Below are 23,022 nucleotides of genomic sequence, written 5' to 3' on the forward strand. Positions count from 1 at the left end.
ACGTCGCCAGATACATCGTGCCGATCGTCTTGTGGTCGGTGGTCGTCAGCCACTTCACCACGACATTGCCGGGCTGCTTGCGCCGGACCGGCAGCTCGTCGGCGTGCGAGCCTTCAGCTGCCGCGGCACCCTGGGGTTCGTTGAGGATGCTCACAGGATGTTCGTCCTCTGGTTCTTCTCGTGGCTCGTCTGCGCGATGCCGGCCGGAATGTAACCGGTCTGCCCCTTCTGCGCGAGCTCCTTGAGGTGCTGCGCGTAGCGCTCCGGGGAGACGACCTTCACGTTGAACAGCATCCGGGAGTGGTCGACGCCGCAGAGCTCGGCGCACTTGCCGAGGAAGGTGCCCTCCTTGTTGGGGGTCACCTGGAAGGAGTTGGTCCGGCCGGGGATGACGTCCTGCTTCATGAGGAACGGCACCACCCAGAAGGAGTGGATGACGTCACGCGAAGTGAGGACGAAGCGGACCGTCTTGCCCTTGGGGAGCCAGAGCGTCGGACCGGGGTTGTTCGTCTGGGGGTTCCGCGTGCCGGGCGTACCGACGTCGTAGACACCGCCGGCGTTCGCCGGGAACTGCTTCCGCAGCTGGTCCGAGATGGCGGTCAGGTTCTTGTCGGTCCTGGCGTCACCGGTGGAACCGGGAACGTTCTCGATGTAGTTGAAGCCCCAGCTCCACTGGAAGCCGACCACGTTGACCGTGACGTCGGGCTTCTTGGACATGTCGAGGAGCTTCGACTCGTCCCGGGCCGTGAAGTAGAACAGCACCGAGATGATGATGATCGGGACCACCGTGTACAGGGCCTCGATCGGCATGTTGTACCGGGTCTGCGGAGGGACCTCGACCTTGGTGCGGCTGCGCCGGTGGAAGAGGGCACTCCACAGGATCAGGCCCCACACCAGCACGCCGACGGCGAGCGCGGCAGCCCAGGAGCCCTGCCACAGGGAGAGGATCCGCGGAGCCTCTTCCGTGGTCGGGGTGGGCATGCCAAGGCGGGGGAAGTCCTTGTATGTGCAACCGGTTGCGGTCGCCAGGACCAGGCCCGCGGTCAGTGCCTGCAGCAGCTTCCGCCGCATCGGGCGCCGCGGCGAGCGGTCGGAGCCGTTGGGACTCACGTAGCGCCTTCCCGAGAGTCTCGCCCGCGCGGTCGGCTGCGGCCTTCTCGCTGGTCGGTCGCCGCCCTGCGTCGGGCAGGGGTTTGGATGTTTATGCGGACCAAACCCTAGCCCACCCTCTCCGAGGGTTCGCGGGGAGGGGTGCCTACTGACTCGGGTGGTTCGCTGGATTGGCGGCTGCGGGTCGATCGTGGCTGGTCGCGCCGTTCGCCGCGGCCCCTGGCCGGCTGCCTCCGCAGGGGTCTTAACGTTGCCGTATGGCCTACTTTGACGCTGCCTCCGCCGTTCCTCTCCATCCCGTCGCCCGTCAGGCGCTGTTGGCCTCTTTGGATGAGGGATGGGCCGATCCGGCCCGGCTCTACCGGGAGGGACGCAAGGCCCGGATGCTGCTGGACGCCTCACGGGAGGCGGCCGCCGAGGCCGTGGGCTGCCGGGCGGACGAGGTGGTGTTCACGTCGTCCGGCACCCGGGCCGTGCACACGGGGGTCGCCGGGGCGTTGGCCGGGCGGCGGCGGGTGGGACGCCACCTGATCGTGTCGTCCGTAGAACATTCCTCCGTACTCCATTCGGCGGAGGTGTTCGAGGCGGACGGCGGGGTTGTCACCCGGGTGGCCGTCGACCGGGCGGGAGCCGTCGACCCGGCGGGCTACGCGGCCGCGCTCCGGGCGGACACCGCGCTGGCGTGCCTCCAGTCGGCCAACCACGAGGTGGGGACCGTACAGCCGGTGGCCGAGGTGGCGGAGGTGTGCCGGGCGGCCGGGGTGCCCTTGCTGGTGGACGCGGCGCAGTCGCTGGGCTGGGGGCCGGTCGAGGGCGACTGGTCGCTGCTCGCGGCCAGCGCGCACAAGTGGGGCGGGCCGTCGGGGGTCGGGCTGCTCGTCGTGCGCAAGGGCGTGCGGTTCGCCGCCCAAGGGCCGGTGGACGAGCGGGAGTCGGGGCGGGCGCCCGGGTTCGAGAACATCCCGGCGATCGTGGCGGCCGTCGCGTCGCTGCGCGCGGTGCGGGCCGAGGCGGCCCAGGAGGCGGTACGGCTGCGGGGGCTGACGGAGCGGATCCGGGCGCGGGTGCCGGAGCTGGTGCCGGACGTGGAGGTGGTCGGCGACGCCGTGCGCCGGCTGCCCGGGATCGTCACGTTCTCCTGCCTCTACGTCGACGGCGAGGCACTGCTGCACGAGCTGGACCGGGCCGGCTTCTCGGTGTCCTCGGGCTCCTCCTGCACGAGCAGCACGCTGACCCCCAGCCATGTGCTGAAGGCGATGGGGGTGCTGAGCGAGGGGAACGTACGGGTGTCCCTGCCGCCCGGCACGGCGGAGGCGGACGTGGAGCGGTTCCTGGAGGTGCTGCCGGAGGCGGTGGCGGGCGTCCGGGAGAAGCTGGGGGCGCCGGCCCCGGCAACGGCCGTCCAGGCGGAGGAACTGATCGTCGACTCCCTCGGCAAGCGCTGCCCGATCCCGGTCATCGAGCTGGCGAAGGTGTTCGGCCGGGTACCGGTGGGCGGGACCGTCCGGGTCCTCTCCGACGACGAGGCGGCCCGCCTGGACATCCCGGCGTGGTGCGGGATGCGGGGACAGGAGTACGTCGGGGAGGAACCGGCGGAGAAGGGAACGGCGTACGTGGTGCGCCGGGTGAGCTGAGCGGTCCCGGAGGGGCGCGGGGCCGCGTCAGCTGAGGTGGGCCCGCACCTCCTGGCCGGCCTCGTCGCCGTACGCCTTCACGAACCGCTCCATGAAGTGGCCCCGCAGCAGCCGGTACTCCTGCGTCCCCACGGTCTCGATGACCAGCGTGGCCAGCATGCAGCCCACCTGGGCGGCGCGCTCCAGGGAGACGCCCCAGGCCAGTCCCGACAGGAAGCCCGCGCGGAAGGCGTCGCCGACGCCCGTGGGGTCGGCCTTGCGCTCCTCCTCCGGGCAGCCGACCTCGATCGGGTCCTCGCCGCTCCGCTCGATGCGCACGCCCCGGGAGCCGAGCGTGGTGACCCGGTGGCCGACCTTCGCGAGGATCTCCGCGTCGCTCCAGCCGGTCTTGGACTCGATGAGCCCCTTCTCGTACTCGTTGGAGAAGAGGTAGGTCGCGCCGTCCAGCAGTATCCGGATCTCCTCGCCCTCCATCCGGGCGATCTGCTGGGAGAAGTCGGCGGCGAACGGGATGTTCCGCGAGCGGCACTCCTCCGTGTGGCGGAGCATCGCCTCGGGGTCGTCGGCGCCGATGAGGACCAGGTCGAGGCCGCCCACGCGGTCGGCGACCGTCTTCAGCTCGATCAGCCGGGCCTCGCTCATCGCGCCGGTGTAGAAGGAGCCGATCTGGTTGTGGTCGGAGTCGGTGGTGCACACGAAGCGGGCGGTGTGCAGGGTCTCGGAGATACGGACCGACTCGGTGTCGACGCCGTGCCGGTCGAGCCAGGCCCGGTACTCGTCGAAGTCGAAGCCGGCGGCGCCGACCAGGATGGGCTCGGTGCCGAGCTGGCCCATGCCGAAGGCGATGTTGGCGCCGACGCCGCCGCGGCGTACGTCGAGATTGTCGACCAGGAAGGAGAGCGAAACCGTGTGCAGCTGGTCCGCGACGAACTGGTCGGCGAAGCGGCCGGGGAAGGTCATGAGGTGGTCGGTGGCGATGGAGCCGGTGACAGCGATGCGCACGACGGAATTCTCCTGCGGAAATAAGAAGGTGCGCGCGTGAGCGCTCGTTGGAAGGGCGGTGGTGGGAGACGGGAGGGCGGATTGACAGTTCACGCTACCCGGTCGGAAGCCGCCACTGAAGCTGGCAAAACTACCCGATAGTAGCCCTTTTGCCGCAGCCCGGGCCGTGCCTACGGTGCGGGCATGACGAACCTCAAGGTCACCTCTTCCGCCCCGGCCGACCCCGACGGCGACCTCGCCGCGCTGCGCGGCGACTGCGCCCGGATGGCGCCGCACTGGGCGGTCCCGGAGCACGCCGAGTCCCGGCCCGTGCCACCGTCCCTCATCCACGGGGTGCGGGTGCCGGCGCGGTCCGCGCGGCTGCTGGACGCGATGTCGGACTACGGCGACTGACCGCGGGGCGCGAGCCCGGGAACCGCGTGCTCCCCTCCCGCGTCCCATCGCCGTCCCCCGCGCAGGGGACGCGGGACACGACGCAGCGAGGAGCGATGCGGTGAACACCGAGCGGTCTGAGAACTCCGGCGCCCCCGAGGGGCGCGACCCGTCCCCCGCGGACCCGCGGTCGACGACGGCGGAACCGGGGCGGACGGATGGCCGACGCCCCACCGCAGTCATCGTCGCCGTCGCCACCGCGGCCGTCCTGCTGATCGGCGGCGGTGGCGCCTACCTCGCCGCGGGCGACGGCACCGACGGCCGTACGGGCGATCCGGCCGCCCCCGGCGCAGCCCACGGCACTCCCCCGCCCCTCACCCTGGACGGCTGGGCGCGCTCCGGCACCGGCGGTGTCGCACCGGGCGAGCCGGACCCGTACGGCGCCCGGTACGTGGCGCGGGGCGAGCTGCCCGACGGGCCCGGCTCGGCGCCGGTGTACGAGCCGGGGGCCGAGGTCGGCCGGGAGCAGGTGGTCCGGCTGGCGAAGGCGCTGGGGGTCGACGGGGCGCCGGTGGCCGAGGGGCGGATGTGGCGGGTCGGCGGGCAGGACGGCTCCGGGCCGCGGCTGACGGTGAACCGGGACGCGCCGGGCGGCTGGAGCTTCGACCGGTACGCGCCCGGCACCGACAACTGCCGGAAGGTGACCGTCTGCGCGCAGGACCCGGGCGCTCCGGCCGGCGACCCGGTGAGCGTGGCCGACGCCGAGAAGGCGGCGGCACCGGTGCTGGAGGCGGCGGGGCTGGACGACGCGAAGCTCGACGCGAGCCAGGTCATGGGCGCCCGGCGGGTGGTCAACGCCGACCCGGTGGTCGGCGGGCTGCCCACGTACGGCTGGACGACCGGCCTGACCGTCGACCGCGGCGGCGAACTGGTCGGCGGCCACGGGCTGCTGGCGACGCCGGTGAAGGGGGACACGTACCCGGTCGTGGGCGCCGCGAAGACGCTGGAGCTGATGAACGGGTCGGTGCGGGACGGCCACCGGATGGGGATCGGGGGGTGCGCGAGCCCGGAGCCGCTGAAGGACCGGCTGGAGCAGCCGTGCGGCGCGTCCACGGGGGCGCCCAAGGCGGCCCGGGACACGGTGACGGTCGAGAAGGCGGTGTTCGGGCTGGCCGCGCACTCCGTCGGCGGGCGGCAGACCCTGGTGCCGTCCTGGCTGTTCCAGGTGCGGGGGTCCACGGCGGGCGGCGCGTTCACCGTGACGTATCCGGCGGTCGACCCGGCCTACCTGACCTCGGCGTCCGCGTCCCCGGCGCCGCGGCCCTCCCAGCCGTCCCGGGCGCCCGGGAAGAGCCGGAGCGTGAAGGTGAACGGCTACACGGTCGACGGGCGGACGCTGAACCTGAGCTTCTACGGCGGGGTGTGCGCCGACTACCGGACGTCGGCGCGGGAGAGCGGCGGCCGGGTGACGGTGACGGTCACCGAGCGGCCCTGGCCGGGCCGGGTGTGCGTCCTGATCGCCAAGGAGTACGTGAAGACCGTGACGCTGGACGCGCCGCTCGACGGGCGGACGGTGGTCGGCACGGACGGCAAGGCGGTCCCGAGGGCGAAGCCGGGCTCGCTGCGGCCGGATGCGTCCGCGCAGCCGCGCTGACCCCCGGTGGGACAGCCCGGCGCAGCCTCGCCGGCCGGGCGGGAAAGGTGAAGGCGGCGGCCCCCGGAAGGGGACCGCCGCCTTTTCCGGCCGTCAGACCGTGTGGCTCTGCCGGCCGTCGGCTCAGCTGAAGGAGTCGCCGCAGGCGCAGGAGCCGGTCGCGTTCGGGTTGTCGATCGTGAAGCCCTGCTTCTCGATCGTGTCCACGAAGTCGATGGTGGCACCACCGAGGTACGGAGCGCTCATCCGGTCCGTGACGACCTTGACCCCGCCGAAGTCCTTCTCCACGTCGCCGTCGAGCGAGCGCTCGTCGAAGAAGAGCTGGTAGCGCAGGCCGGAGCAGCCGCCGGGCTGGACGGCGACGCGCAGCGCGAGGTCGTCGCGGCCTTCCTGGTCGAGCAGGGCCTTGACCTTGGCCGCGGCGGCGTCGGTCAGGATGATGCCGTCGGTGACGGTGGTGGTCTCGTCCGATACGGACATCTACATCTCTCCCGGGTTGTACGGAGACTGCTTGCCGACGAGTGCAACCGGCGCTTCCGCGGATTCATTCCGGGCCGGGCATTCGCGTTGTCGCGTTTTTCCTTCCGACTTCATGCTCGCACATGGTCCTCGGCGCCGACAGCGGCCCGTGGAGGGACCGGAGCGGGATTCACGTCACATGGACGCTATGGCCATCGTCAAAGTGACGTGAACCAGTTATGATAGATAGCGTCAGTTAGACGAAAAGTAGAAAGGGTGCGTGTCGTGACCACCGCCCAGACCCCGGAGCTCGACGTGCAGCCGACTCCGCTCGCCCTGCTGCTGCTCGGCCGCGAGGCCGACCCGAAGAGCGAGCGGGGCGTCGAGTGTCCCGGAGACCTCCCGTCGCCCTCGGACCCCGACCTGGTCGAGCGCGCCCGCGCCGCCAAGGCCCGGCTCGGCGACAAGGTCTTCGTCCTCGGCCACCACTACCAGCGCGACGAGGTCATCCAGTTCGCGGACGTCACGGGCGACTCCTTCAAGCTGGCCCGGGACGCGGCCGCGCGCCCGGAAGCCGAGTACATCGTCTTCTGCGGTGTGCACTTCATGGCCGAGTCGGCGGACATCCTGACCTCCGACGACCAGAAGGTCGTCCTGCCCGACCTCGCCGCCGGCTGCTCGATGGCCGACATGGCGACGGCCGAGCAGGTCGCGGAGTGCTGGGACGTGCTGACCGAGGCGGGCATCGCCGAGCAGGTGGTCCCGGTGTCGTACATGAACTCCTCCGCCGACATCAAGGCGTTCACCGGCAAGCACGGCGGCACGATCTGCACCTCGTCGAACGCCAAGCGCGCCCTCGACTGGGCCTTCGAGCAGGGTGAGAAGGTGCTCTTCCTGCCGGACCAGCACCTGGGCCGCAACACCGCCGTCCGTGACATGGGGATGTCCCTGGACGACTGCGTGGTCTACAACCCGCACAAGCCGAACGGCGGGCTGACGGCCGACGAGCTGCGGGCCGCGAAGATGATCCTGTGGCGGGGGCACTGCTCGGTCCACGGCCGCTTCAGCCTGGACTCGGTCGACGACGTGCGCGCACGCATCCCCGGCGTGAACGTGCTGGTCCACCCCGAGTGCAAGCACGAGGTCGTGGCCGCGGCGGACTACGTCGGCTCGACGGAATACATCATCAAGACACTGGAGGCGGCCCCGGCCGGTTCCAAGTGGGCGATCGGTACGGAGCTGAACCTGGTGCGCCGGCTGGCGAACCGTTTCGCGCCGGAGGGCAAGGAGATCGTCTTCCTCGACAAGACGGTCTGCTTCTGCTCGACGATGAACCGCATCGACCTCCCCCACCTGGTCTGGGCGCTGGAGTCCCTGGCCGACGGCAACCTGGTCAACCGCATCGAGGTCGACAAGGAGACGGAGGCGTTCGCCAAGCTGGCGCTGGAGCGGATGCTCGCGCTTCCGTAGCGACGCGCGCTTCCCCGGCGCACCCGAAAGGGCCGGGCCCCGTGCGGGACCCGGCCCTTTCGCCATGCGTCAGACTCCGGCCGGCTCCGGCGCCTTCTCCGCCGCCGGCTGGTTCTTCGCCGCCCGCTTCCTCGCCCGGCGCTCCTTGCGGAGCTCCAGCATCGCGTAGAGCGTCGGGACCAGCAGGAGCGTCAGCAGGGTCGACGTGATCAGGCCGCCGATGACGACCACGGCGAGGGGCTGGGCGATGAAGCCGCCCTCGCCGGTGACGCCCAGCGCCATGGGGAGCAGGGCGAAGATCGTCGCCAGCGCCGTCATGAGGATGGGACGGAGCCGGTGCCGGCCGCCCTCGATCACGGCCTCCACCACGCCGTGCCCCTGCGCCCGGTACTGGTTGATCAGGTCGATCAGCACGATCGCGTTGGTCACCACGATGCCGATCAGCATCAGCATGCCGATCATCGCGGGCACGCCCATCGGGGTGCCGGTGGCGACCAGCAGACCGATCGCGCCCGTCGCCGCGAACGGGATGGAGACCAGCAGGATCAACGGCTGGGCGAGCGAGCGGAACGTCGCCACCAGGAGCATGAAGACGATCGCGATGGCGGCCAGCATGGCCAGCCCCAGGTTCTTGAACGCGTCGTCCTGGTCGGAGGAGACCCCGCCGATCTCGGCCGTGGCACCCGCCGGCAGCTTCAGGTCCTTGATCTTCGACTGGAGCCTGGTGCTGACCGCACCCGTGTTGTCACCCGTCGGCCTGGCCGTGATCGTGGCGGCGCGCTGCCCGTCGATGCGGGTCATGGACACCGGCCCGTCCACCAGCTTCACCGTGGCGATGTCACCGAGCTTCACCGGACCGAGGCGCAGCGCCTTGAGCTGGGCGAGCGTGGTCGCGGGCTTCGCCGACCGCACGACGACGTCCCGCTCGGTGTCGTCGAGGACCGCCTTGGCCGCTGTCGTACCGCGCACGGCCTGCGCCACCGCGGCGCCCAGCTTCTGGTCGTCGAACCCGGCCGCCGCCGCCTCGGCGTTCGCCTTGACCGAGATCCGCGGCACGCTCTGCGCGAGGTCGCTGGTGACGTCCGTGACGTGGTCGAGGCCGGCGACCGTGGAGCGGACCTGCTCCGCCGCCGTCCGCAGCACCTCGGCGTCGGACGCCTTGACGACCACGCTGAGGTCCTGGTCGCCGAAGCCGTCACCGGCCGACACGGTGGTCGTACCGATGCCCTTGAGCTTCTGCAGGCCGTCCTCAAGCTGCTTCTGCACGTCGTCGTAGGAGGCGGAGTCCTTCAGCATCACCTGGTACGACGCCTGGTTGGAGTCGGTGCCACCGCCGAAGGCCGCCATGAAGCCGGAGGAGCCGACGGTGACCTGGTAGTCCTTCACGCCCTCGGTGGAGGCGAGCAGCTTCTCCACCCGCTTCGCCTGCGCGTTCGTGGCGGCGAGGCTGGTGCCGGGCTTCAGCGCCTGCTTGACGGTGAGGACTTCCTGGTCGCCCTGGTCGAAGAAGTTCGTCTTCAGCAGGCCGGACATGCCGAACGTGACGACCAGGACGACGATCGCGATGAGCACGCTGGTGAGCCGGCGGCGCGTCGCGAACCGCAGGACGGGGACGTACGCCCGCTGGAGGCGGCTGCCGGCCTCCTTCTCCTCGGCCCTGCGCCGGGCCTCCGCCGCGTCCTCGGGGGTGCCCTTCGGGGCGCGCAGGAACCAGTACGACAGGACCGGCACGACCGTCAGCGACACGAGCAAGGAGGCCAGCAGGGCCGCCGTCACCGTGAGGCTGAACGAGCCGAACAGGGCGCCCACCATGCCGCCGACCAGGCCGATCGGCAGGAACACGGCGACCGTGGTGAGGGTGGAGGAGGTGACCGCGCCGGCCACCTCGCGCACCGCCGTGAGGATCGCCTCCTTGCGCTCCTCGCCGTAGCCCAGGTGCCGCCTGATGTTCTCCAGGACCACGATCGAGTCGTCGACGACCCGGCCGATGGCGATGGTCAGGGCGCCGAGCGTGAGCATGTTCAGGGACAGCCCGCGCGTCCACAGCACGATCAGGGCCAACACCACCGACAGCGGGATGGAGACCGCCGTCACCAGGGTCGAGCGGACCGACGCCAGGAAGACCAGGATCACCAGGACCGCGAAGAGCAGGCCGAGCGCGCCCTCCGTGGTCAGGCCCTTGATGGACTTGGACACGGCCGGGCCCTGATCGCTGACGACCGTGAGCTTCGCGCCCGCGCCGAGGTCCTCGCGCAGGCCGGGAAGCTTGTCCTCGACCGCGTTCGAGATGGAGACCGCGCTGCCGTCGTGGTCCATGGTCACGCTGACGGCGAGGCTGGGCCGGCCGTCGGTGCGGGTGAGGGAGTCGGCCGGGGCCGGCTGCTCCTCGACCGTGGCCACGGTGCCGAGACGCACCGGCCGCTTCGCGCCCTCGCCGGTGACCATCAGGTCCCTGATCTGCTTCAGCGACGTGAAGCCGCCGCCGACCTGGACGGTGCGGTTGGCGCCGTCCTCGTCGAAGGAGCCGGCCGGTACGGTCGCGCCGCCCGCCTGGAGGGCCTGGCCGAGCGCGGCCGGGGTCAGGCCGGCCCGCGCGAGCTTCGCGGCGTCCGGGGTGACGGTGACCTGGAGGTCGCGCACGCCGGTGACCTGGACGCGGCCGACGCCGTCGATGTCCTTCAGGGCCGGCACGACCGTCGTGTCCAGCTGGTCGGCGAGCGCCTGCTGGTCCTTGTCGGAGGTGACGGCGAGCACCACGGTCGGCATGTCGTCCGTGGAGCCGGAGACGACCTGCGGGTCGACGTCGTCCGGGAGCTGGTTGCGGGCCCGGTTCACGGCCTGCTGGACGTCGGAGACGATCCGCTTGGTGTCGTTGCCGTAGTCGAAGGACGCCATGATCACGGCGTTGCCCTCACTGGCGGTGGAGGTGACACCGGTGACGCCGTCGACGCCTTGCAGATTGTCCTCGATGGGTTCGACGACCTGCTTCTCGACCACGTCGGGCGAGGCGCCCTGGTACGGCGCGATCACCGACACCATGGGCAGTTCGATGGTGGGCAGCAGCTGCTGTTTGATCTGGGGTATCGCGATCAGCCCGAAGGCGAGCGCGATGAGGGACACGAGCCCGACGAGGGCCCGTTGCGCGAGGCTGAATCTGGACAGCCAGGACATGGGTCAGGGTCTCTCTTCGGTGAGCGGCAGAAGTCTCCACCACCCTGAGCCATCCCGGAGGGCCGTTCCGTAGGCCCCAGGTCCCGTTCCTGCACCGGCCCCTACTCCGCGCGCAGTAGACGTGGGTGGAGATCAGTCCATCCTCGGACGTACCAGCCCCGACTCGTACGCGATGACGACGAGCTGGGCCCGGTCCCGCGCGCCCAGCTTCGCCATGGCCCGGTTGACGTGCGTCTTCACCGTCAGCGGGCTGACCGCCAGCCGCTCGGCGATCTCGTCGTTGGAGTGGCCGCCGGCGACCTGGACGAGGACCTCACGCTCCCGGCCGGTGAGGGCGCCGAGCCGCTCGGAGCGGGCGGGGTCGGGGCCGTCGCCGTCGTCGCCCCGGGCGAGGAAGCGGGCGATCAGGCCCTTGGTGGCGGCGGGAGACAGCAGGGCCTCCCCGCCGGCCGCGACCCGGATGGCGTTCAGCAGCTCGTCCGGCTCGCTGCCCTTGCCGAGGAAGCCGGAGGCACCGGCGCGCAGCGCCTGCACGACGTAGTCGTCGACCTCGAAGGTGGTCAGGATGACCACGCGGACCTGCGCGAGGGACGGGTCGGCGCCGATCTGCCGGGTGGCGGCGAGGCCGTCGGTGCCGGGCATCCGGATGTCCATGAGGACGACGTCGGGGCCGTGCTCCCTCGCCAGCCGGACCGCCTCCGCACCGTCCGAGGCCTCCCCGACCACCTCCATGTCGGGCTCGGAGTCGACCAGCACCCGGAACGCGCTTCGCAGCAGTGCCTGGTCGTCGGCGAGCAGGACGCGGATGGTCATACGGGCTCCCCCTGGGCCGTCGTCGTCTTGACGGGCAGGATCGCATGGACGCGGAAGCCGCCGCCGTAACGGGGTCCGGTGGTCAGGGTGCCGCCGAGGGCGGTGACCCGCTCGCGCATGCCGAGCAGGCCGTGCCCGCCGCCGTCCTCGGACGCGCGGCCGGCCCCGGGACCGCCGGGCTTGCCCGGGCCGTCGTCCAGGACGGTGACCTCGACGTTCGGCCCGACGCGTACGACGCTCACCTCGGCCTCGGCCTCGGGGCCCGCGTGCTTGCGCACATTGGTCAGGGCTTCCTGGACGATCCGGTAGGCGGCCAGGTCGACGGCGGCGGGCAGTTCCGCGCCCTGGTCGGCGCGGGCCACGGACACCGGCAGGCCCGCGCTGCGGAAGGTGTCGGCCAGCTCCTCCAGGCGGCTCAGGCCCGGGGCGGGTTCGGTGGGGGCCTCGGGGTCACCGCTCTGGCGGAGCAGGCCGACGGTGGCGCGCAGCTCGTCGAGCGCGCTGCGGCTGGCCTCGCGGACGTGCGCGAGGGCCTCCTTGGCCTGGTCGGGCCGCTTGTCCATGACGTGCGCCGCGACCCCGGCCTGCACGTTCACCAGGGCGATGTGGTGGGCGACGACGTCGTGCAGATCGCGGGCGATCCGCAGCCGCTCCTCGGCGACCCGGCGGCGGGCCTCCTCCTCCCGGGTGCGTTCGGCGCGCTCGGCCCGGTCCCGGATGGCCTGGACGACCGCGCGGCGGCTGCGTACGGCGTCGCCGGCGGTGGCGCCGATGCCGGTCCAGGCGAGGACGCCGAGGTTCTCCTGGGCGTACCAGGGCAGCGGCCCGGCCAGCATGGCGGCAGCCGTCAGCACGGTCATGGTGAGCAGGCCGAGGCGCCAGGTGGTGGAGCGGTCGGTGGTCGCGGCGACGGTGAACAGCGCGATGACGGCGGACATCGCGACCGGGGCGCGGGGGTCGCCGGTGACGCACTCGACCAGGGAGACCGTGCCGGTGACGGCGAGGACCGTCTTGGGCGCCCGGCGCCGGAAGACGAGCGCCGCCGCGCCGGCCAGCATGAGGACGAGGCTGAGGACGGCCGGGGTGCGGACGCTCCAGGTCAGACCGTGGTGACCCTGGGGCGCGGCGAAGGAACCGGCGAGCATGCAGGCCAGCACGCCGGCCGCGAGCGCCGCGTCCGCCGCCAGGGGGTGCGCCTTGAGGCCGCACCGGGCGCGTTCGAGAGTGCTCACGGTGTGCACAGTACGGGCCCGGCACCGGCCGACGGCAGGGCGCCCGGTGCGGGAGCCGGCCGAGCGGGGCTGCTGGGAGGCGCCCGAAGGGCCGTGGGGAACTACGCGAAGAGGCGCGCGGGAAGCGCCCGAAGGGGCGCGGGGAACTGCGCGACCAGCCACGTACGACCCGCAGCCGCGAGACCGCGTGACACCCCGAGCCAGACCGCGCGACCACCACGGAGCCGCACGACCACGGAGCCCGCACGACACCCAGGCCCCCGAGCACCCCGGCTCCCCGCCCCAGGGGACCGTCAACGCTCAGCCCGGGATCAGCCCGTCGTCGCTCAGCATCTCCCGGACCTCCTCCAGCGTCGCGTCCGGCGCCGGGAGGATGAGCTCGGAGGGTTCGAGCGCGTCGTCCGGCAGCGGGGTGCCGAGCCGGCGGACGGAGTCGAGGAGGGCGCCGAGCGTGCGGCGGAAGCCCTCCTCGTCACCGCTCTCCATCTCCTCCAGCAGCTCGTCGTCCAGCTTGTTCAGCTCGACGACGTGGGAGTCGTCCAGCGTCACCTGGCCCTCCCCCATGATCCGTACGATCACGTCGGCCTCCTCGGCTCGGGCCCCGGCGCCGGGCTACTGCTTGTCGAAGCGCGGGGTGTCCTGCGGCTGCTGCTGGGACTGCCCCTGACCGGTGCCGCCCTCGATGGCCTGCTGCGGGGAGCCCCCGGCCAGCTCGGCCTTCATGCGCTGCAGTTCCAGCTCTACATCCGTACCACCGGAGAGCCGGTCCAGCTCGGCCTGGATGTCGTCCTTGTGCATGCCGGACTGGTCGTCGAGGGCGCCGGAGGCGAGCAGTTCGTCGATGGCGCCGGCCCGCGCCTGGAGCTGGGCGGTCTTGTCCTCGGCGCGCTGGATGGCGAGGCCGACGTCGCCCATCTCCTCGGAGATGCCGGAGAAGGCCTCGCCGATACGGGTCTGGGCCTGGGCGGCGGTGTAGGTGGCCTTGATGGTCTCCTTCTTCGTGCGGAAGGCGTCCACCTTGGCCTGGAGGCGCTGGGCCGCCAGGGTGAGCTTCTCCTCCTCGCCCTGGAGGGTCGCGTGCTGGGTCTCAAGGTCCGTGACCTGCTGCTGGAGGGCGGCGCGGCGGGACAGCGCCTCCCGGGCCAGGTCCTCACGGCCGAGCGCGAGCGCCTTGCGGCCCTGGTCCTCCAGCTTGGAGGACTGCTGCTGCAACTGGTTGAGCTGGAGTTCCAGGCGCTTGCGGGACGTGGCCACGTCGGCGACGCCACGGCGGACCTTCTGGAGCAGCTCCAGCTGCTTCTGGTACGAGTAATCGAGGGTCTCGCGCGGGTCCTCGGCCCGGTCAAGGGCCTTGTTCGCCTTCGCGCGGAAGATCATCCCCATACGCTTCATGACACCGCTCATGGGCTTCGCGCGCCCCCTTCTGACGGACTCCAGCTCACAGATCCTGCGACAGGACCCACAGTACGGGCCCTGCTTCCATTACCGCACTGTTCGCGGGGTGATGCGCTCATCCCCGAGGACGACTGCGGACCGTTCCGCTCCGGCGCAGGGAGTAGGTGATCCCCCCTGATGCCGCCGGAAGCCCTCTGCGTGTCCCCTCTGTCCCCCTAGAGACGTCCGGTGTTGCCGGATCGTTCCCCACCGGACTGGGGTCCATGCCGGTGCAGCCCTTACCCTTGGGTTTTGTGTTCCGTAGCCGTGCCAAGGAAGAGAAGGCCCCGACCGCCGACAAGGCGCCGGTGACCCTCTCCAAGCAGCCCCGCGACCCGCAGGCCCCGAAGGGCAGGCCCACTCCCAAGCGCAGTGAGGCCCAGTCCCAGCGCCGCAGCGTCGCCCGTACCCCAACGAACCGCAAGGAGGCCGCGAAGCGCCAGCGCGAGGAGCGGCGCCAGGCCCTGGAGCGGCAGCGCCAGGCGCTGGCCAGCGGCGACGAGCGGTATCTGCCGGCCCGGGACAAGGGCCCGGTCCGCAAGTTCGCCCGGAACTGGGTGGACTCGCGGTTCAACGTGGCGGAGTTCTTCCTGCCGCTCGCGGTGGTCATCCTGGTGCTGAGCGTGGTGCGGGTGCCCGCGATCCAGAGCATCGCGCTGCTGCTGTGGCTGATCGTGATCGTGCTGATCGTGCTGGACGCGGCGGTCAGCGGCTTCCGGCTGAAGAAGCGGCTCCAGGAGCGCTTCCCGGACGAGAACACGCGCGGCGCGGTCGCCTACGCCCTGATGCGGTCCCTGCAGATGCGCCGGCTCCGGCTGCCGAAGCCGCAGGTCAAGCGCGGAGAGCGGCCCTGAGCGCTGACGCTTTCACCGGGGGCGCGGCCGATGCCTGGCTGGACAGGCTGGGCGGCCTGCGGGATGTCGTACGCCAGGAGCTGGTGGCCCGGCAGCTCGACGAGCAGATAGCCGGGCGGTTCCCGGTCGGGCAGCGGCTGCGGGTGCTCGACGTGGGGATGGGCCAGGGCACGCAGGCACTGCGGCTGGCCCGGCTCGGCCACCATGTGACCGGGGTCGAGCAGGACGCGACGATGATCGCCGTCGCGCGGGACGCCGTGGCCCGGGAGCCGGAGGGCATCCGGGAGCGGGTGCGGCTGGTGCAGGGCGACGGGCGGGACACGGGTGTGCACTTCCTGCCGGGCAGCTTCGACGTGGTGCTGTGCCACGGCGTGCTGATGTACGTGGAGGAGCCCGACCCGCTGGTGGCGGGGCTGGCCCGGGTGCTGGCGCCCGGTGGCCTCCTCTCCCTCCTGGTCCGCAACGGCGACGCGCTCGCCATGCGGCCGGGCCTGTCCGGGGACTGGTCCTCCGCCCTGGCCGCCTTCGACACCACCGCGTATCGCAACCGCCTGGGCCTGGACGTCCGCGCCGACCGGCTCGCGGCCCTCACCGCCACGCTCGACGGCATCGCCGCCCCGCTGCACGCCTGGTACGGCGTCCGGGTCTTCACGGACACGGCGGCGGACGGCGCGGCGCTCCCGGACGACCTGGAGACACTGCTCACGGTCGAGGAGCGGGCCGGGCGCACGGACCCCTACCGCGGGGTGGCGGCGCTGCTGCACCTGTGCGGGGTACGAGGCTGAGCACGTTCGGGGGAACAGCGCGGGACGGGTGATCACCGCGCGGTGAGACTCGGGACATGGACGCTTCCCGTACTCGCGCACGTGCCCCCCGAAGAGCCGTCCCGGCCGCCGCGCTGGTGTGCAGCGCGGCCCTCGCCGCCGGCTGCACCGCCCCCGCCGCCGAGGCCGGGCGGGACACCACGGCGGCCACCGGGGCGGCCCTGCCGATGGCCGCGAACGACCTGCAGAGCCAGTACCAGAAGGTGATCCGCGAGGTCCTGCCGTCGGTCGTGCAGATCCAGGCGAGCCGGGACCTGGGCTCCGGCGTCGTGTACGACGACAAGGGGCACATCGTCACCAACGCGCACGTGGTCGGGTCGGAGAAGACCTTCCAGGTGACCACGGCCAACAACGAGGAACCGCTCACCGCGAGCCTGGTCTACTCCTACCCCGAGCAGGATCTCGCCGTGGTCCGGCTGGACAAGGTGCCGGACGGGCTGAAGCCGGCGGTGTTCGGGGACTCCGAGAAGGTGCAGGTCGGCAAGATCGTGCTGGCCATGGGGTCGCCGCTCGGGCTGTCGTCCAGCGTGACCCAGGGCATCGTCTCGGCGACCGGACGGACCGTCAGCGAGGGTGATTCGGGCGGCGGTACGGGTGCGACGATCGCGAACATGGTGCAGACCTCGGCGGCGATCAATCCCGGCAACAGCGGTGGCGCCCTGGTCGATCTCGATGGGCAGGTGATCGGCATCCCGACGCTCGCGGCGACCGACCCGACCTTCGGGAACAGCGCGGCGCCCGGCATCGGGTTCGCGATCCCGTCGTCGATGGTGCGGACGGTTGCCGACCAGATCGTCCGGGAGGGGAAGGTCGTCGAGTCGGGGCGGGCGGCCCTCGACATCACCGCGCGGACGGTCGTGAACGACCGCTACCAGCCGAGCGGGGTCGCGGTGGTCAGCGTCCGCGCCGGCGGCGCGGCCGACCGGGCGGGTCTGCGCGCCGGCGACATCATCACCGCGGTGGGTGACCGGCCCGTCACCACCATCACCTCGCTCGCCGAGGCGCTGGCGGACGGCAAGCCGGGGCAGCGCACCACGGTCACCTACCAGCGGGACGGCGCCGAGAAGACGGTCGAGGTGACCCTGGGCGAGCAGTGAGGAGGGTGCCCCCTCCTCACCCCGTTCACGGCCGGGTCACGCGTCGGCGTGCAGGCTCATCGGGCCGTAGATCTCCGCCGTCTCCTCGAACAGCCGCACCTGGTCGGCCCCGCCCTCCAGCAGCGCCTTCCAGTGCTCCCCGATCCAGGACTCGGCATCCCCCTGCGTGGTGAACTCCTCGGGCTGCACCGCCGGCTGGACCTCCGTCCCGTCGGCCTTCTCGAACCGCCACGTCCATGCCGTCATCTGGGCCTCCTTTGATCCAACACCTGCCCCCGCAGCGTATGCGCTCCGCCGGGTCGGCCGTTAGAGGCGGTGGATCATCCGGGTGGCCGGTCGCGCGAGACCTCGGGTGGCAGGCGAAAATCGGTCCGTGGAAGTAACTCTGCTCGGTACCGGTGCCCCGGCGGGACTGCCTCGCCCCGACTGTTCCTGTGCCGTGTGCGCGACCGCGCTCGGGCCCGACGCGCGGGCCGCGACCGCGGCGCTCGTGGACGGGACGCTGCTGCTGGACCTGACGCCGGGCGCGGCGTTCGCGGCGGCCCGCGCCGGGCAGTCGCTGGGCGGGGTACGGCAGGTGCTGCTGTCGCATCCGCACGACGGCCCGGCGGTGGAGGTCCCGGCCGGGCTGCCGCAGCCCGGCCGGGTGCCGGACGGGCGGGAGTTGGCGCTGCTGACGGGGCATCGGGTGCGGGCCGTGGCGATGGACGCGGGCGGCACGGGGTACGCGGTGACCGGGCCGGACGGGCAGCGGCTGCTGTACCTGCCGCCGGGCGGGGCGCCGGCGGGGCTGGAGGAGGCGACGGCGGAGTCGTACGACATGCTCCTCGCGGATGTCGTGGGCCGTCCCGACGCGCTCGCCCGGCTCCGCGCGGTCGGCTCGGTCGGCCCCACCACGGATGTGCTCGCCGTCCACCTGGACCACGACGTGCCGCCCGGCGCGGAGTTGCGGCGCCGGCTGGCGGCGGCGGGTGCGCGGGCGGTTCCGGACGGTACGACGCTGGTGGTGGGGGCGTACGAGGAGGTGCCGGACGTGCCGCGGCGGACGCTGGTGCTGGGCGGGGCGCGCTCGGGCAAGTCGGTGGAGGCGGAGCGGCGGCTGGAGACGTTCCCGGAGGTGCTGTACGTGGCGACGGGCGGCACGCGGGACGGGGACACCGAGTGGGCGGACCGGGTGGCCGTGCACCGGGAGCGGCGGCCGGGGTCGTGGCGTACGGCGGAGACGACGGACCTGGTGCCGGTGCTCGCGCAGGACGGGCCGCCGGTGCTGATCGACTGTCTGTCGCTGTGGCTGACGGACGTGATGGATTCCGTGGGGGCGTGGGACGACGCGGAGTGGGCGGGCGGGGGTGAGAAGGCGTTGCGGGAGCGGGTGCGGGAGCTGACGGCCGCGGTGCGGGGCACTCGGCGGACCGTGGTGGCGGTGTCCAACGAGGTCGGCTCCGGCATCGTCCCCGCGACGGCTTCCGGCCGCCGCTACCGGGACGAACTGGGCCGTCTGAACGCGGCGTTCGCGAACGAGTGCGAACAGGTCCTGCTGGTGGTGGCGGGCCAGGCGCTGGTGCTCCGCGGCTGACGGGGGTGCCCTGTACCGGTGTCGGCCGGGCGTGGTCGGCTCATCGGCGCCGAGGGTGCCGCCGCGCCCACCCGTGCCGCCCCGGCGGCACGACTGCCCGCAGCCACGAGCGCCCCGCAGGCACGCGGGGCTGTGTCCGTATGCGGCTCCGCCGCGCGCGAGCGGCGGCGACGGGCCCGCAGCCGGCGACGATGCCCCGTCATCCCCCGTCCTTGCGCGCCACCACCCGGTACGCGTTGGAGAAGCGCGTGCGGCGGAACAGCGGCGCGCACCCGTGGTCCAGCACCGAGGCCAGGGCCTGGACGGGGACCGCCGCGAGTTGGACGACCGGGTGGGCCTGGGCCACGGCGAGGGCGACGGCCGCCGAGAGGTCGTACGGCACATGCGGGGTGGTGCGGTCCGTGACCAGGACCGTGCAGCCCAGGGACCGCAGTTCCGCGTGGAGGTTGGCGAGCGGCACCAGGTGCAGGTGGCGCGGCTGGCCGTACGGCAGCCACCACCTGCCCAGCAGCGCGGCGAACAGGCAGCGCGGGTCCGGGACTTCGACGACCAGGTGGCCGCCGCGCCGCAGCACGGTCAGCGCGGCGCGCAGTTCGGCTCGCGGGTCGGGCGCGTGCTGCAGATGGTGGAACATGGTGACGACGTCGTAGCGGGCGCGCAGCCGGGCCGCCATGCCGGGAGTCGTGAGGTAACCGCGGTGCGCCTCCTCCACGCGCCCCTCCAGCAGCGCCTGCTGCACCCGGGCCGTCGGGTCCAGCCCGTCGAAGCTGGTGTAGGGGAAGAACTCCTTCGCCGCCTCGGGGAACCGGGCGTGGCCGGTGCCGACGTCCAGCCAGCTCTCCGGTTCCCGCAGCGCGGACAGCCGCCAGGCGGTGGCGCGGTGCCGGCGGCGCACGGCCCGGGCGGGGAGGACCTGCGCGGCGAACTGCTCCAGGTGTCTTTCGTAGAAGTCGCGGTGGAAGAAGGCGAGCCCCTCCGCGCTGAGCCGGGGGTTCTGGAAGGCGTGGCCGCAGTCCCGGCACGCGTCGAGGACGAACCTGCCCGACCGGTGCCGCAGCGGGTCGGGCGCGCGCAGCCGGGTGCGCAGGCGGGGGGAGCCGCACCAGGGGCAGTCCTCGCGGCGGGGCTCCTGGAAGGGGTCGTGGGGGGTGGTGATCTGCGGGGTGAGGGGCGAGGTCGGCATGGGCGTGCTCCCTGTGCGACATTCCGCGGCAAACCGGAACGTATGGGATCACGCTCTGAGGTGCAAAGACGTCGTGGGGGTGTGGTGGCGATGTGGCGCGGGCGCGTTCGCTCGCTGGCGGTACTGTTCGGCGAATGAGCAGCCTTAATCTGGACGACTTCACCGATCTGATCGAGCGCCCGGACGGGGGCGTACGCCGTGACGCCGAGGCCCGGCGGGAGCGCCAGATCGTGCCGCCGGGAGCGCTGGGCCGCCTGGACGAGCTGGGCGAGTGGCTGGCCGCCGCGCGCGGCACCGTGCCGGTGCGGCCGGTCGAGCGGCCCCGGGTGGTGCTGTTCGCCGGCGACCACGGCGTGGCGCAGCTGGGCGTGTCGGCGCGGCCCGCGGGGGGTGCGGAGCGGCTGGTGCGGGCGGTGCTGGAGGGCGCGAGCCCGGTGGCCGTGCTGGCGCGCCGGCTGGAGGTGCCCGTACGGGTCGTGGACATGGCCCTGGACTGCGACCCGGACGCCCTGCCCAAGGACGTGGTGCGGCACCGGGTGCGGCGGGGCAGCGGCCGTATCGACGTCGAGGACGCGCTCACCCTGGAGGAGGCCGAGGCCGCGCTGCGGGCGGGTGTCGCGGTCGCCGACGAGGAGGCCGACTCGGGGACCGATCTGGTGGTGCTCGGCGACGTCAGCGTGGGCGGGACCACGGCGGCGGCGGTGCTGGTCGCGGCGCTGTGCGGGACCGACGCGTCCGTGGTGACCGGACGCGGCGGCGAGGCGATCGACGACCTGGCGTGGATGCGCAAGTGCGCGGCGGTCCGGGACGCGCTGCGGCGGGCCCGGCCGGTGCTCGGGGACCAGGTGCAGCTGCTGGCGGCCGTGGGCGGGGCGGACCTGGCGGCGATGACCGGGTTCCTGTTGCAGTGCGCGGTGCGGAAGCTGCCGGTGATCCTCGACGGAGTCGTGGCCGCCGCCTGCGCCCTGGTCGCGCAGCGGGTCGCGTTCCGGGCGCCGGACTGGTGGCTGGCCGGACACGACAGCGGGGAGCCGGGTCAGGCCAAGGCGCTGGACCGGATGGCCCTGGAGCCGCTGCTGGAGCAGGGGGTGAGGGTCGGCGAGGGCGTCGGCGCGCTGCTGGCGCTGCCACTGGTGCGGAGCGCCGCCGCGCTGGCGGCGGAGCTTCCCGAGCGCCCGGAGGCCGAGACGGGGCCGGACACCGAGACGGGGCCGGACACCGAGACGGGGTCGGGCACCGAGTCGGAGAGGTAAGACCGATGCCGCCAACGGCTTGAAAAGTGCGGTTCGCCTGAGCCGCACCCATATGATCCTGCCCCATGGGAGATGTCCGGATTGCCGTGGAGCAGCGAGCCGAGGCGGCGCGGACGGGTGAGCGGGCGCGGCGGTCCACCGGGGCTTCCCGGCGGGCCGCCGCGTTCGCCGTCTGGTATCTGCGGACCGTCGCCTTCGTCAACTTCCTCAGCGCGGTGTGGGTCTCGCTCGGCCAGGACGTGCGCCGGCACAACCAGGACGACTTCTTCACGCCGTACCTGCTGACGGCCGGCTTCGCCGCCGGTCTGTTCACCGCCTTCCTCGCGATCACCATGCGGCGCCGCAAGCGGGCCGCGTGGATCCTCAACCTGGTGATGAGCGGGCTCTTCCTGGCGCTGTTCGCGTTCGCCATGGCGTTCCCGGAGATCCGGCGGTACCCGCAGAACTGGGTCTCCCTCGCCCTGACCGCCGCCTTCGTCGGCGCGCTGCTCGTCGGCCGCCGGGAGTTCTACGCCAAGGGCGACCGGTCCAATCCCCGCCTCGCGGCCACGGTGGCCGTCGGCGGCGGGCTGCTGGCGAGCCTGCTGGCCGGGCTGCTGGTGACGGTCACCGACCAGGCGCCGGACGCGGCCCGGTCCACGTTCCCGGAGCGCTGGCACTACGGCACCCTGCGCCTGGTGTCGGTGGCGGCCGACGAGTCCCACTTCCCGGGGATCGACCCGCCCAACTGGGCCAACGTGGCGATCAACGTGCTCAGTACGGCCCTGGTCCTCGCCGTGTTCTACGCCGCCTTCCGGTCCCGGCGGGCCGTCGACCCGCTCACCGAGGGCGACGAGAAGCGGCTGCGCGAGCTGCTGGAGCGGCACGGCGACCGTGACTCGCTCGGCTACTTCGCGCTGCGCCGGGAGAAGAGCGTGGTGTGGTCGCCGACCGGGAAGGCGGCCGTCGCCTACCGCGTGGTCGGCGGGGTGAGTCTCGCGTCCGGGGACCCGATCGGGGACCCGGAGGCCTGGCCGGGGGCGATCGCCCCGTGGCTCGCCCAGGCGCGGGCGCACGGCTGGATCCCGGCGGTCATGGGCGCGGGCGAGGAGGCCGGGACGGTCTACTCCCGGCACGGTCTGGACGCGCTGGAGCTCGGCGACGAGGCGGTCGTGGAGGTCGCCGAGTTCACGCTGGAGGGCCGGGCGATGCGCACCGTCCGGCAGGCGTACAACCGGGTGGGGCGGGCCGGGTACCGGGTGCGCATCCGCCGGCACGAGGACATCCCGGCCCACGAGATGGCGCATCTCGTGGAGCGCGCCGACGACTGGCGGGACGGCGCCACCGAACGCGGCTTCAGCATGGCGCTCGGCCGGCTCGGGGACCCCGGGGACGGCCGGTGCGTGATGCTGGAGTGCACGGACGCCGAGGGGCGGCTGCGGGCGCTGCTGTCCTTCGTGCCGTGGGGGCCGCACGGGCTGTCCCTGGACCTGATGCGGCGGGACCGGGACTCCGACAACGGGCTGATGGAGTTCATGGTCATCGAGCTGCTGCGGCGGGCCGACGAGATCGGGATCACGCAGGTCTCACTCAACTTCGCGATGTTCAGATCGGTCTTCGAACGTGGCGCGCGCCTCGGAGCCGGACCGGTGCTGAGGCTGTGGCGGTCGCTGCTCAGCTTCTTCTCGCGCTGGTGGCAGATCGAGTCGCTGTACCGCGCCAACGCCAAGTACCGGCCCGTCTGGGAGCCGCGGTTCCTGCTCTTCGAGAAGAGCGCGGACCTGCCGCGCATCGGCCTCGCCTCGGCCCGCGCGGAGGGGTTCCTGGAGGCGCCGGGACTGCCCAAGTGGCTGCATCGCAGGCACCTGGACACGCACCGATGACACACGCACGACGGGGGAACGC

20 protein-coding genes are annotated in these 23,022 nt (G+C 72.6%); 10 read left to right on the plus strand and 10 right to left on the minus strand.

Annotation, left to right across the window (positions count from 1 at the left end):
- Nucleotides 1-150: 150 nt before the first annotated feature.
- Complete coding sequence (coxB, locus tag C3492_RS42520) at nucleotides 151-1,110, minus strand: cytochrome c oxidase subunit II (protein WP_103817935.1); 960 nt, start codon at nucleotides 1,108-1,110, stop codon at nucleotides 151-153.
- Between the two features lie 257 nt (nucleotides 1,111-1,367).
- Between coxB and C3492_RS42525 the strand changes: the two genes are divergently transcribed.
- Nucleotides 1,368-2,744, plus strand: coding sequence for a cysteine desulfurase/sulfurtransferase TusA family protein (locus C3492_RS42525; RefSeq protein WP_103817936.1), 1,377 nt, complete (start codon nucleotides 1,368-1,370; stop codon nucleotides 2,742-2,744).
- Nucleotides 2,745-2,771: 27 nt separating this feature from the next.
- Here C3492_RS42525 and C3492_RS42530 read toward each other — a convergent pair whose 3' ends face one another.
- Nucleotides 2,772-3,746, minus strand: a complete 975-nt coding sequence (locus C3492_RS42530; protein WP_103817937.1) for a carbohydrate kinase family protein — start codon at nucleotides 3,744-3,746, stop codon at nucleotides 2,772-2,774.
- A 183-nt stretch (nucleotides 3,747-3,929) separates the two neighbouring features.
- Between C3492_RS42530 and C3492_RS42535 the strand changes: the two genes are divergently transcribed.
- The gene (locus tag C3492_RS42535) at nucleotides 3,930-4,139 is read left to right on the plus strand and encodes a hypothetical protein (RefSeq protein WP_103817938.1); all 210 of its coding nucleotides are present in this window, start codon (nucleotides 3,930-3,932) and stop codon (nucleotides 4,137-4,139) included.
- 100 nt (nucleotides 4,140-4,239) lie between these two features.
- A complete protein-coding gene (locus C3492_RS42540; protein WP_103817939.1) occupies nucleotides 4,240-5,772 on the plus strand; it encodes a hypothetical protein in 1,533 nt (510 codons plus the stop codon).
- Between the two features lie 123 nt (nucleotides 5,773-5,895).
- On the opposite strand, the gene C3492_RS42545 is transcribed toward C3492_RS42540, so the two are convergent.
- Nucleotides 5,896-6,252 carry an iron-sulfur cluster assembly accessory protein gene (locus C3492_RS42545; RefSeq protein ID WP_028422454.1) on the minus strand — a complete coding sequence of 119 codons (357 nt, stop codon included), beginning with the start codon at nucleotides 6,250-6,252 and terminating at the stop codon, nucleotides 5,896-5,898.
- A gap of 264 nt (nucleotides 6,253-6,516) precedes the next feature.
- Here C3492_RS42545 and nadA point away from each other — a divergent pair, with 264 nt between their 5' ends.
- Entirely contained in the window at nucleotides 6,517-7,701 is a 1,185-nt protein-coding gene (nadA, locus tag C3492_RS42555; protein ID WP_103817955.1) for a quinolinate synthase NadA, read from the plus strand.
- A gap of 69 nt (nucleotides 7,702-7,770) precedes the next feature.
- Here the strand turns inward: nadA and C3492_RS42560 are convergent, their stop codons facing one another.
- From C3492_RS42560 to C3492_RS42580, 5 genes are all read right to left on the minus strand, one after another.
- A complete protein-coding gene (locus C3492_RS42560) occupies nucleotides 7,771-10,872 on the minus strand; it encodes an efflux RND transporter permease subunit (protein ID WP_103817941.1) in 3,102 nt (1,033 codons plus the stop codon).
- A 132-nt stretch (nucleotides 10,873-11,004) separates the two neighbouring features.
- Nucleotides 11,005-11,685, minus strand: coding sequence for a response regulator transcription factor (locus tag C3492_RS42565; RefSeq protein ID WP_103817942.1), 681 nt, complete (start codon nucleotides 11,683-11,685; stop codon nucleotides 11,005-11,007).
- Nucleotides 11,682-12,917 carry a sensor histidine kinase gene (locus tag C3492_RS42570; RefSeq protein ID WP_181140853.1) on the minus strand — a complete coding sequence of 412 codons (1,236 nt, stop codon included), beginning with the start codon at nucleotides 12,915-12,917 and terminating at the stop codon, nucleotides 11,682-11,684. The genes C3492_RS42565 and C3492_RS42570 overlap by 4 nt, the downstream gene beginning before the upstream one ends.
- Nucleotides 12,918-13,217: 300 nt before the next feature.
- Nucleotides 13,218-13,496, minus strand: a complete 279-nt coding sequence (locus C3492_RS42575; RefSeq protein ID WP_103817944.1) for a hypothetical protein — start codon at nucleotides 13,494-13,496, stop codon at nucleotides 13,218-13,220.
- Between the two features lie 33 nt (nucleotides 13,497-13,529).
- On the minus strand, nucleotides 13,530-14,309 hold the full coding sequence (locus C3492_RS42580; protein WP_078611732.1) for a PspA/IM30 family protein: 780 nt from the start codon (nucleotides 14,307-14,309) through the stop codon (nucleotides 13,530-13,532).
- 266 nt (nucleotides 14,310-14,575) lie between these two features.
- Here C3492_RS42580 and C3492_RS42585 point away from each other — a divergent pair, with 266 nt between their 5' ends.
- From C3492_RS42585 to C3492_RS42595, 3 genes are all read left to right on the plus strand, one after another.
- Complete coding sequence (locus tag C3492_RS42585) at nucleotides 14,576-15,205, plus strand: DUF3043 domain-containing protein (protein ID WP_181140854.1); 630 nt, start codon at nucleotides 14,576-14,578, stop codon at nucleotides 15,203-15,205.
- A gap of 83 nt (nucleotides 15,206-15,288) precedes the next feature.
- Entirely contained in the window at nucleotides 15,289-15,990 is a 702-nt protein-coding gene (locus C3492_RS42590) for a bifunctional 2-polyprenyl-6-hydroxyphenol methylase/3-demethylubiquinol 3-O-methyltransferase UbiG (protein ID WP_103817946.1), read from the plus strand.
- A gap of 56 nt (nucleotides 15,991-16,046) precedes the next feature.
- Nucleotides 16,047-17,126, plus strand: coding sequence for a S1C family serine protease (locus tag C3492_RS42595; protein ID WP_103817947.1), 1,080 nt, complete (start codon nucleotides 16,047-16,049; stop codon nucleotides 17,124-17,126).
- 36 nt (nucleotides 17,127-17,162) lie between these two features.
- On the opposite strand, the gene C3492_RS42600 is transcribed toward C3492_RS42595, so the two are convergent.
- Entirely contained in the window at nucleotides 17,163-17,372 is a 210-nt protein-coding gene (locus tag C3492_RS42600) for a hypothetical protein (RefSeq protein ID WP_030658323.1), read from the minus strand.
- A 127-nt stretch (nucleotides 17,373-17,499) separates the two neighbouring features.
- Between C3492_RS42600 and C3492_RS42605 the strand changes: the two genes are divergently transcribed.
- Nucleotides 17,500-18,702, plus strand: a complete 1,203-nt coding sequence (locus C3492_RS42605; RefSeq protein WP_103817948.1) for a bifunctional adenosylcobinamide kinase/adenosylcobinamide-phosphate guanylyltransferase — start codon at nucleotides 17,500-17,502, stop codon at nucleotides 18,700-18,702.
- Between the two features lie 199 nt (nucleotides 18,703-18,901).
- Here C3492_RS42605 and C3492_RS42610 read toward each other — a convergent pair whose 3' ends face one another.
- On the minus strand, nucleotides 18,902-19,885 hold the full coding sequence (locus C3492_RS42610) for a class I SAM-dependent methyltransferase (protein ID WP_103817949.1): 984 nt from the start codon (nucleotides 19,883-19,885) through the stop codon (nucleotides 18,902-18,904).
- A gap of 134 nt (nucleotides 19,886-20,019) precedes the next feature.
- Here C3492_RS42610 and cobT point away from each other — a divergent pair, with 134 nt between their 5' ends.
- Complete coding sequence (gene cobT / locus C3492_RS42615) at nucleotides 20,020-21,138, plus strand: nicotinate-nucleotide--dimethylbenzimidazole phosphoribosyltransferase (protein ID WP_103817950.1); 1,119 nt, start codon at nucleotides 20,020-20,022, stop codon at nucleotides 21,136-21,138.
- Between the two features lie 65 nt (nucleotides 21,139-21,203).
- The gene (locus tag C3492_RS42620) at nucleotides 21,204-23,000 is read left to right on the plus strand and encodes a phosphatidylglycerol lysyltransferase domain-containing protein (protein WP_258056231.1); all 1,797 of its coding nucleotides are present in this window, start codon (nucleotides 21,204-21,206) and stop codon (nucleotides 22,998-23,000) included.
- The last annotated feature ends 22 nt before the right edge of the window (nucleotides 23,001-23,022 follow it).

The organism is Streptomyces sp. Ru62 (genome assembly GCF_002920615.1).
GTDB lineage: Bacteria > Actinomycetota > Actinomycetes > Streptomycetales > Streptomycetaceae > Streptomyces.

What these genes read in the sequence shown, in the direction of transcription:
- C3492_RS42620 (WP_258056231.1), top strand. Translation starts at nt 21,204, where the DNA reads ATGGGAGATGTCCGGATTGCCGTGGAGCAGCGAGCCGAGGCGGCGCGG.
- C3492_RS42545 (WP_028422454.1), bottom strand. Translation starts at nt 6,252, where the DNA reads ATGTCCGTATCGGACGAGACCACCACCGTCACCGACGGCATCATCCTG.
- C3492_RS42595 (WP_103817947.1), top strand. Translation starts at nt 16,047, where the DNA reads ATGGACGCTTCCCGTACTCGCGCACGTGCCCCCCGAAGAGCCGTCCCG.
- cobT (WP_103817950.1), top strand. Translation starts at nt 20,020, where the DNA reads ATGAGCAGCCTTAATCTGGACGACTTCACCGATCTGATCGAGCGCCCG.
- C3492_RS42565 (WP_103817942.1), bottom strand. Translation starts at nt 11,685, where the DNA reads ATGACCATCCGCGTCCTGCTCGCCGACGACCAGGCACTGCTGCGAAGC.
- C3492_RS42580 (WP_078611732.1), bottom strand. Translation starts at nt 14,309, where the DNA reads ATGAAGCGTATGGGGATGATCTTCCGCGCGAAGGCGAACAAGGCCCTT.
- C3492_RS42585 (WP_181140854.1), top strand. Translation starts at nt 14,576, where the DNA reads ATGCCGGTGCAGCCCTTACCCTTGGGTTTTGTGTTCCGTAGCCGTGCC.
- C3492_RS42610 (WP_103817949.1), bottom strand. Translation starts at nt 19,885, where the DNA reads ATGCCGACCTCGCCCCTCACCCCGCAGATCACCACCCCCCACGACCCC.
- C3492_RS42560 (WP_103817941.1), bottom strand. Translation starts at nt 10,872, where the DNA reads ATGTCCTGGCTGTCCAGATTCAGCCTCGCGCAACGGGCCCTCGTCGGG.
- C3492_RS42600 (WP_030658323.1), bottom strand. Translation starts at nt 17,372, where the DNA reads ATGACGGCATGGACGTGGCGGTTCGAGAAGGCCGACGGGACGGAGGTC.
- C3492_RS42525 (WP_103817936.1), top strand. Translation starts at nt 1,368, where the DNA reads ATGGCCTACTTTGACGCTGCCTCCGCCGTTCCTCTCCATCCCGTCGCC.
- C3492_RS42535 (WP_103817938.1), top strand. Translation starts at nt 3,930, where the DNA reads ATGACGAACCTCAAGGTCACCTCTTCCGCCCCGGCCGACCCCGACGGC.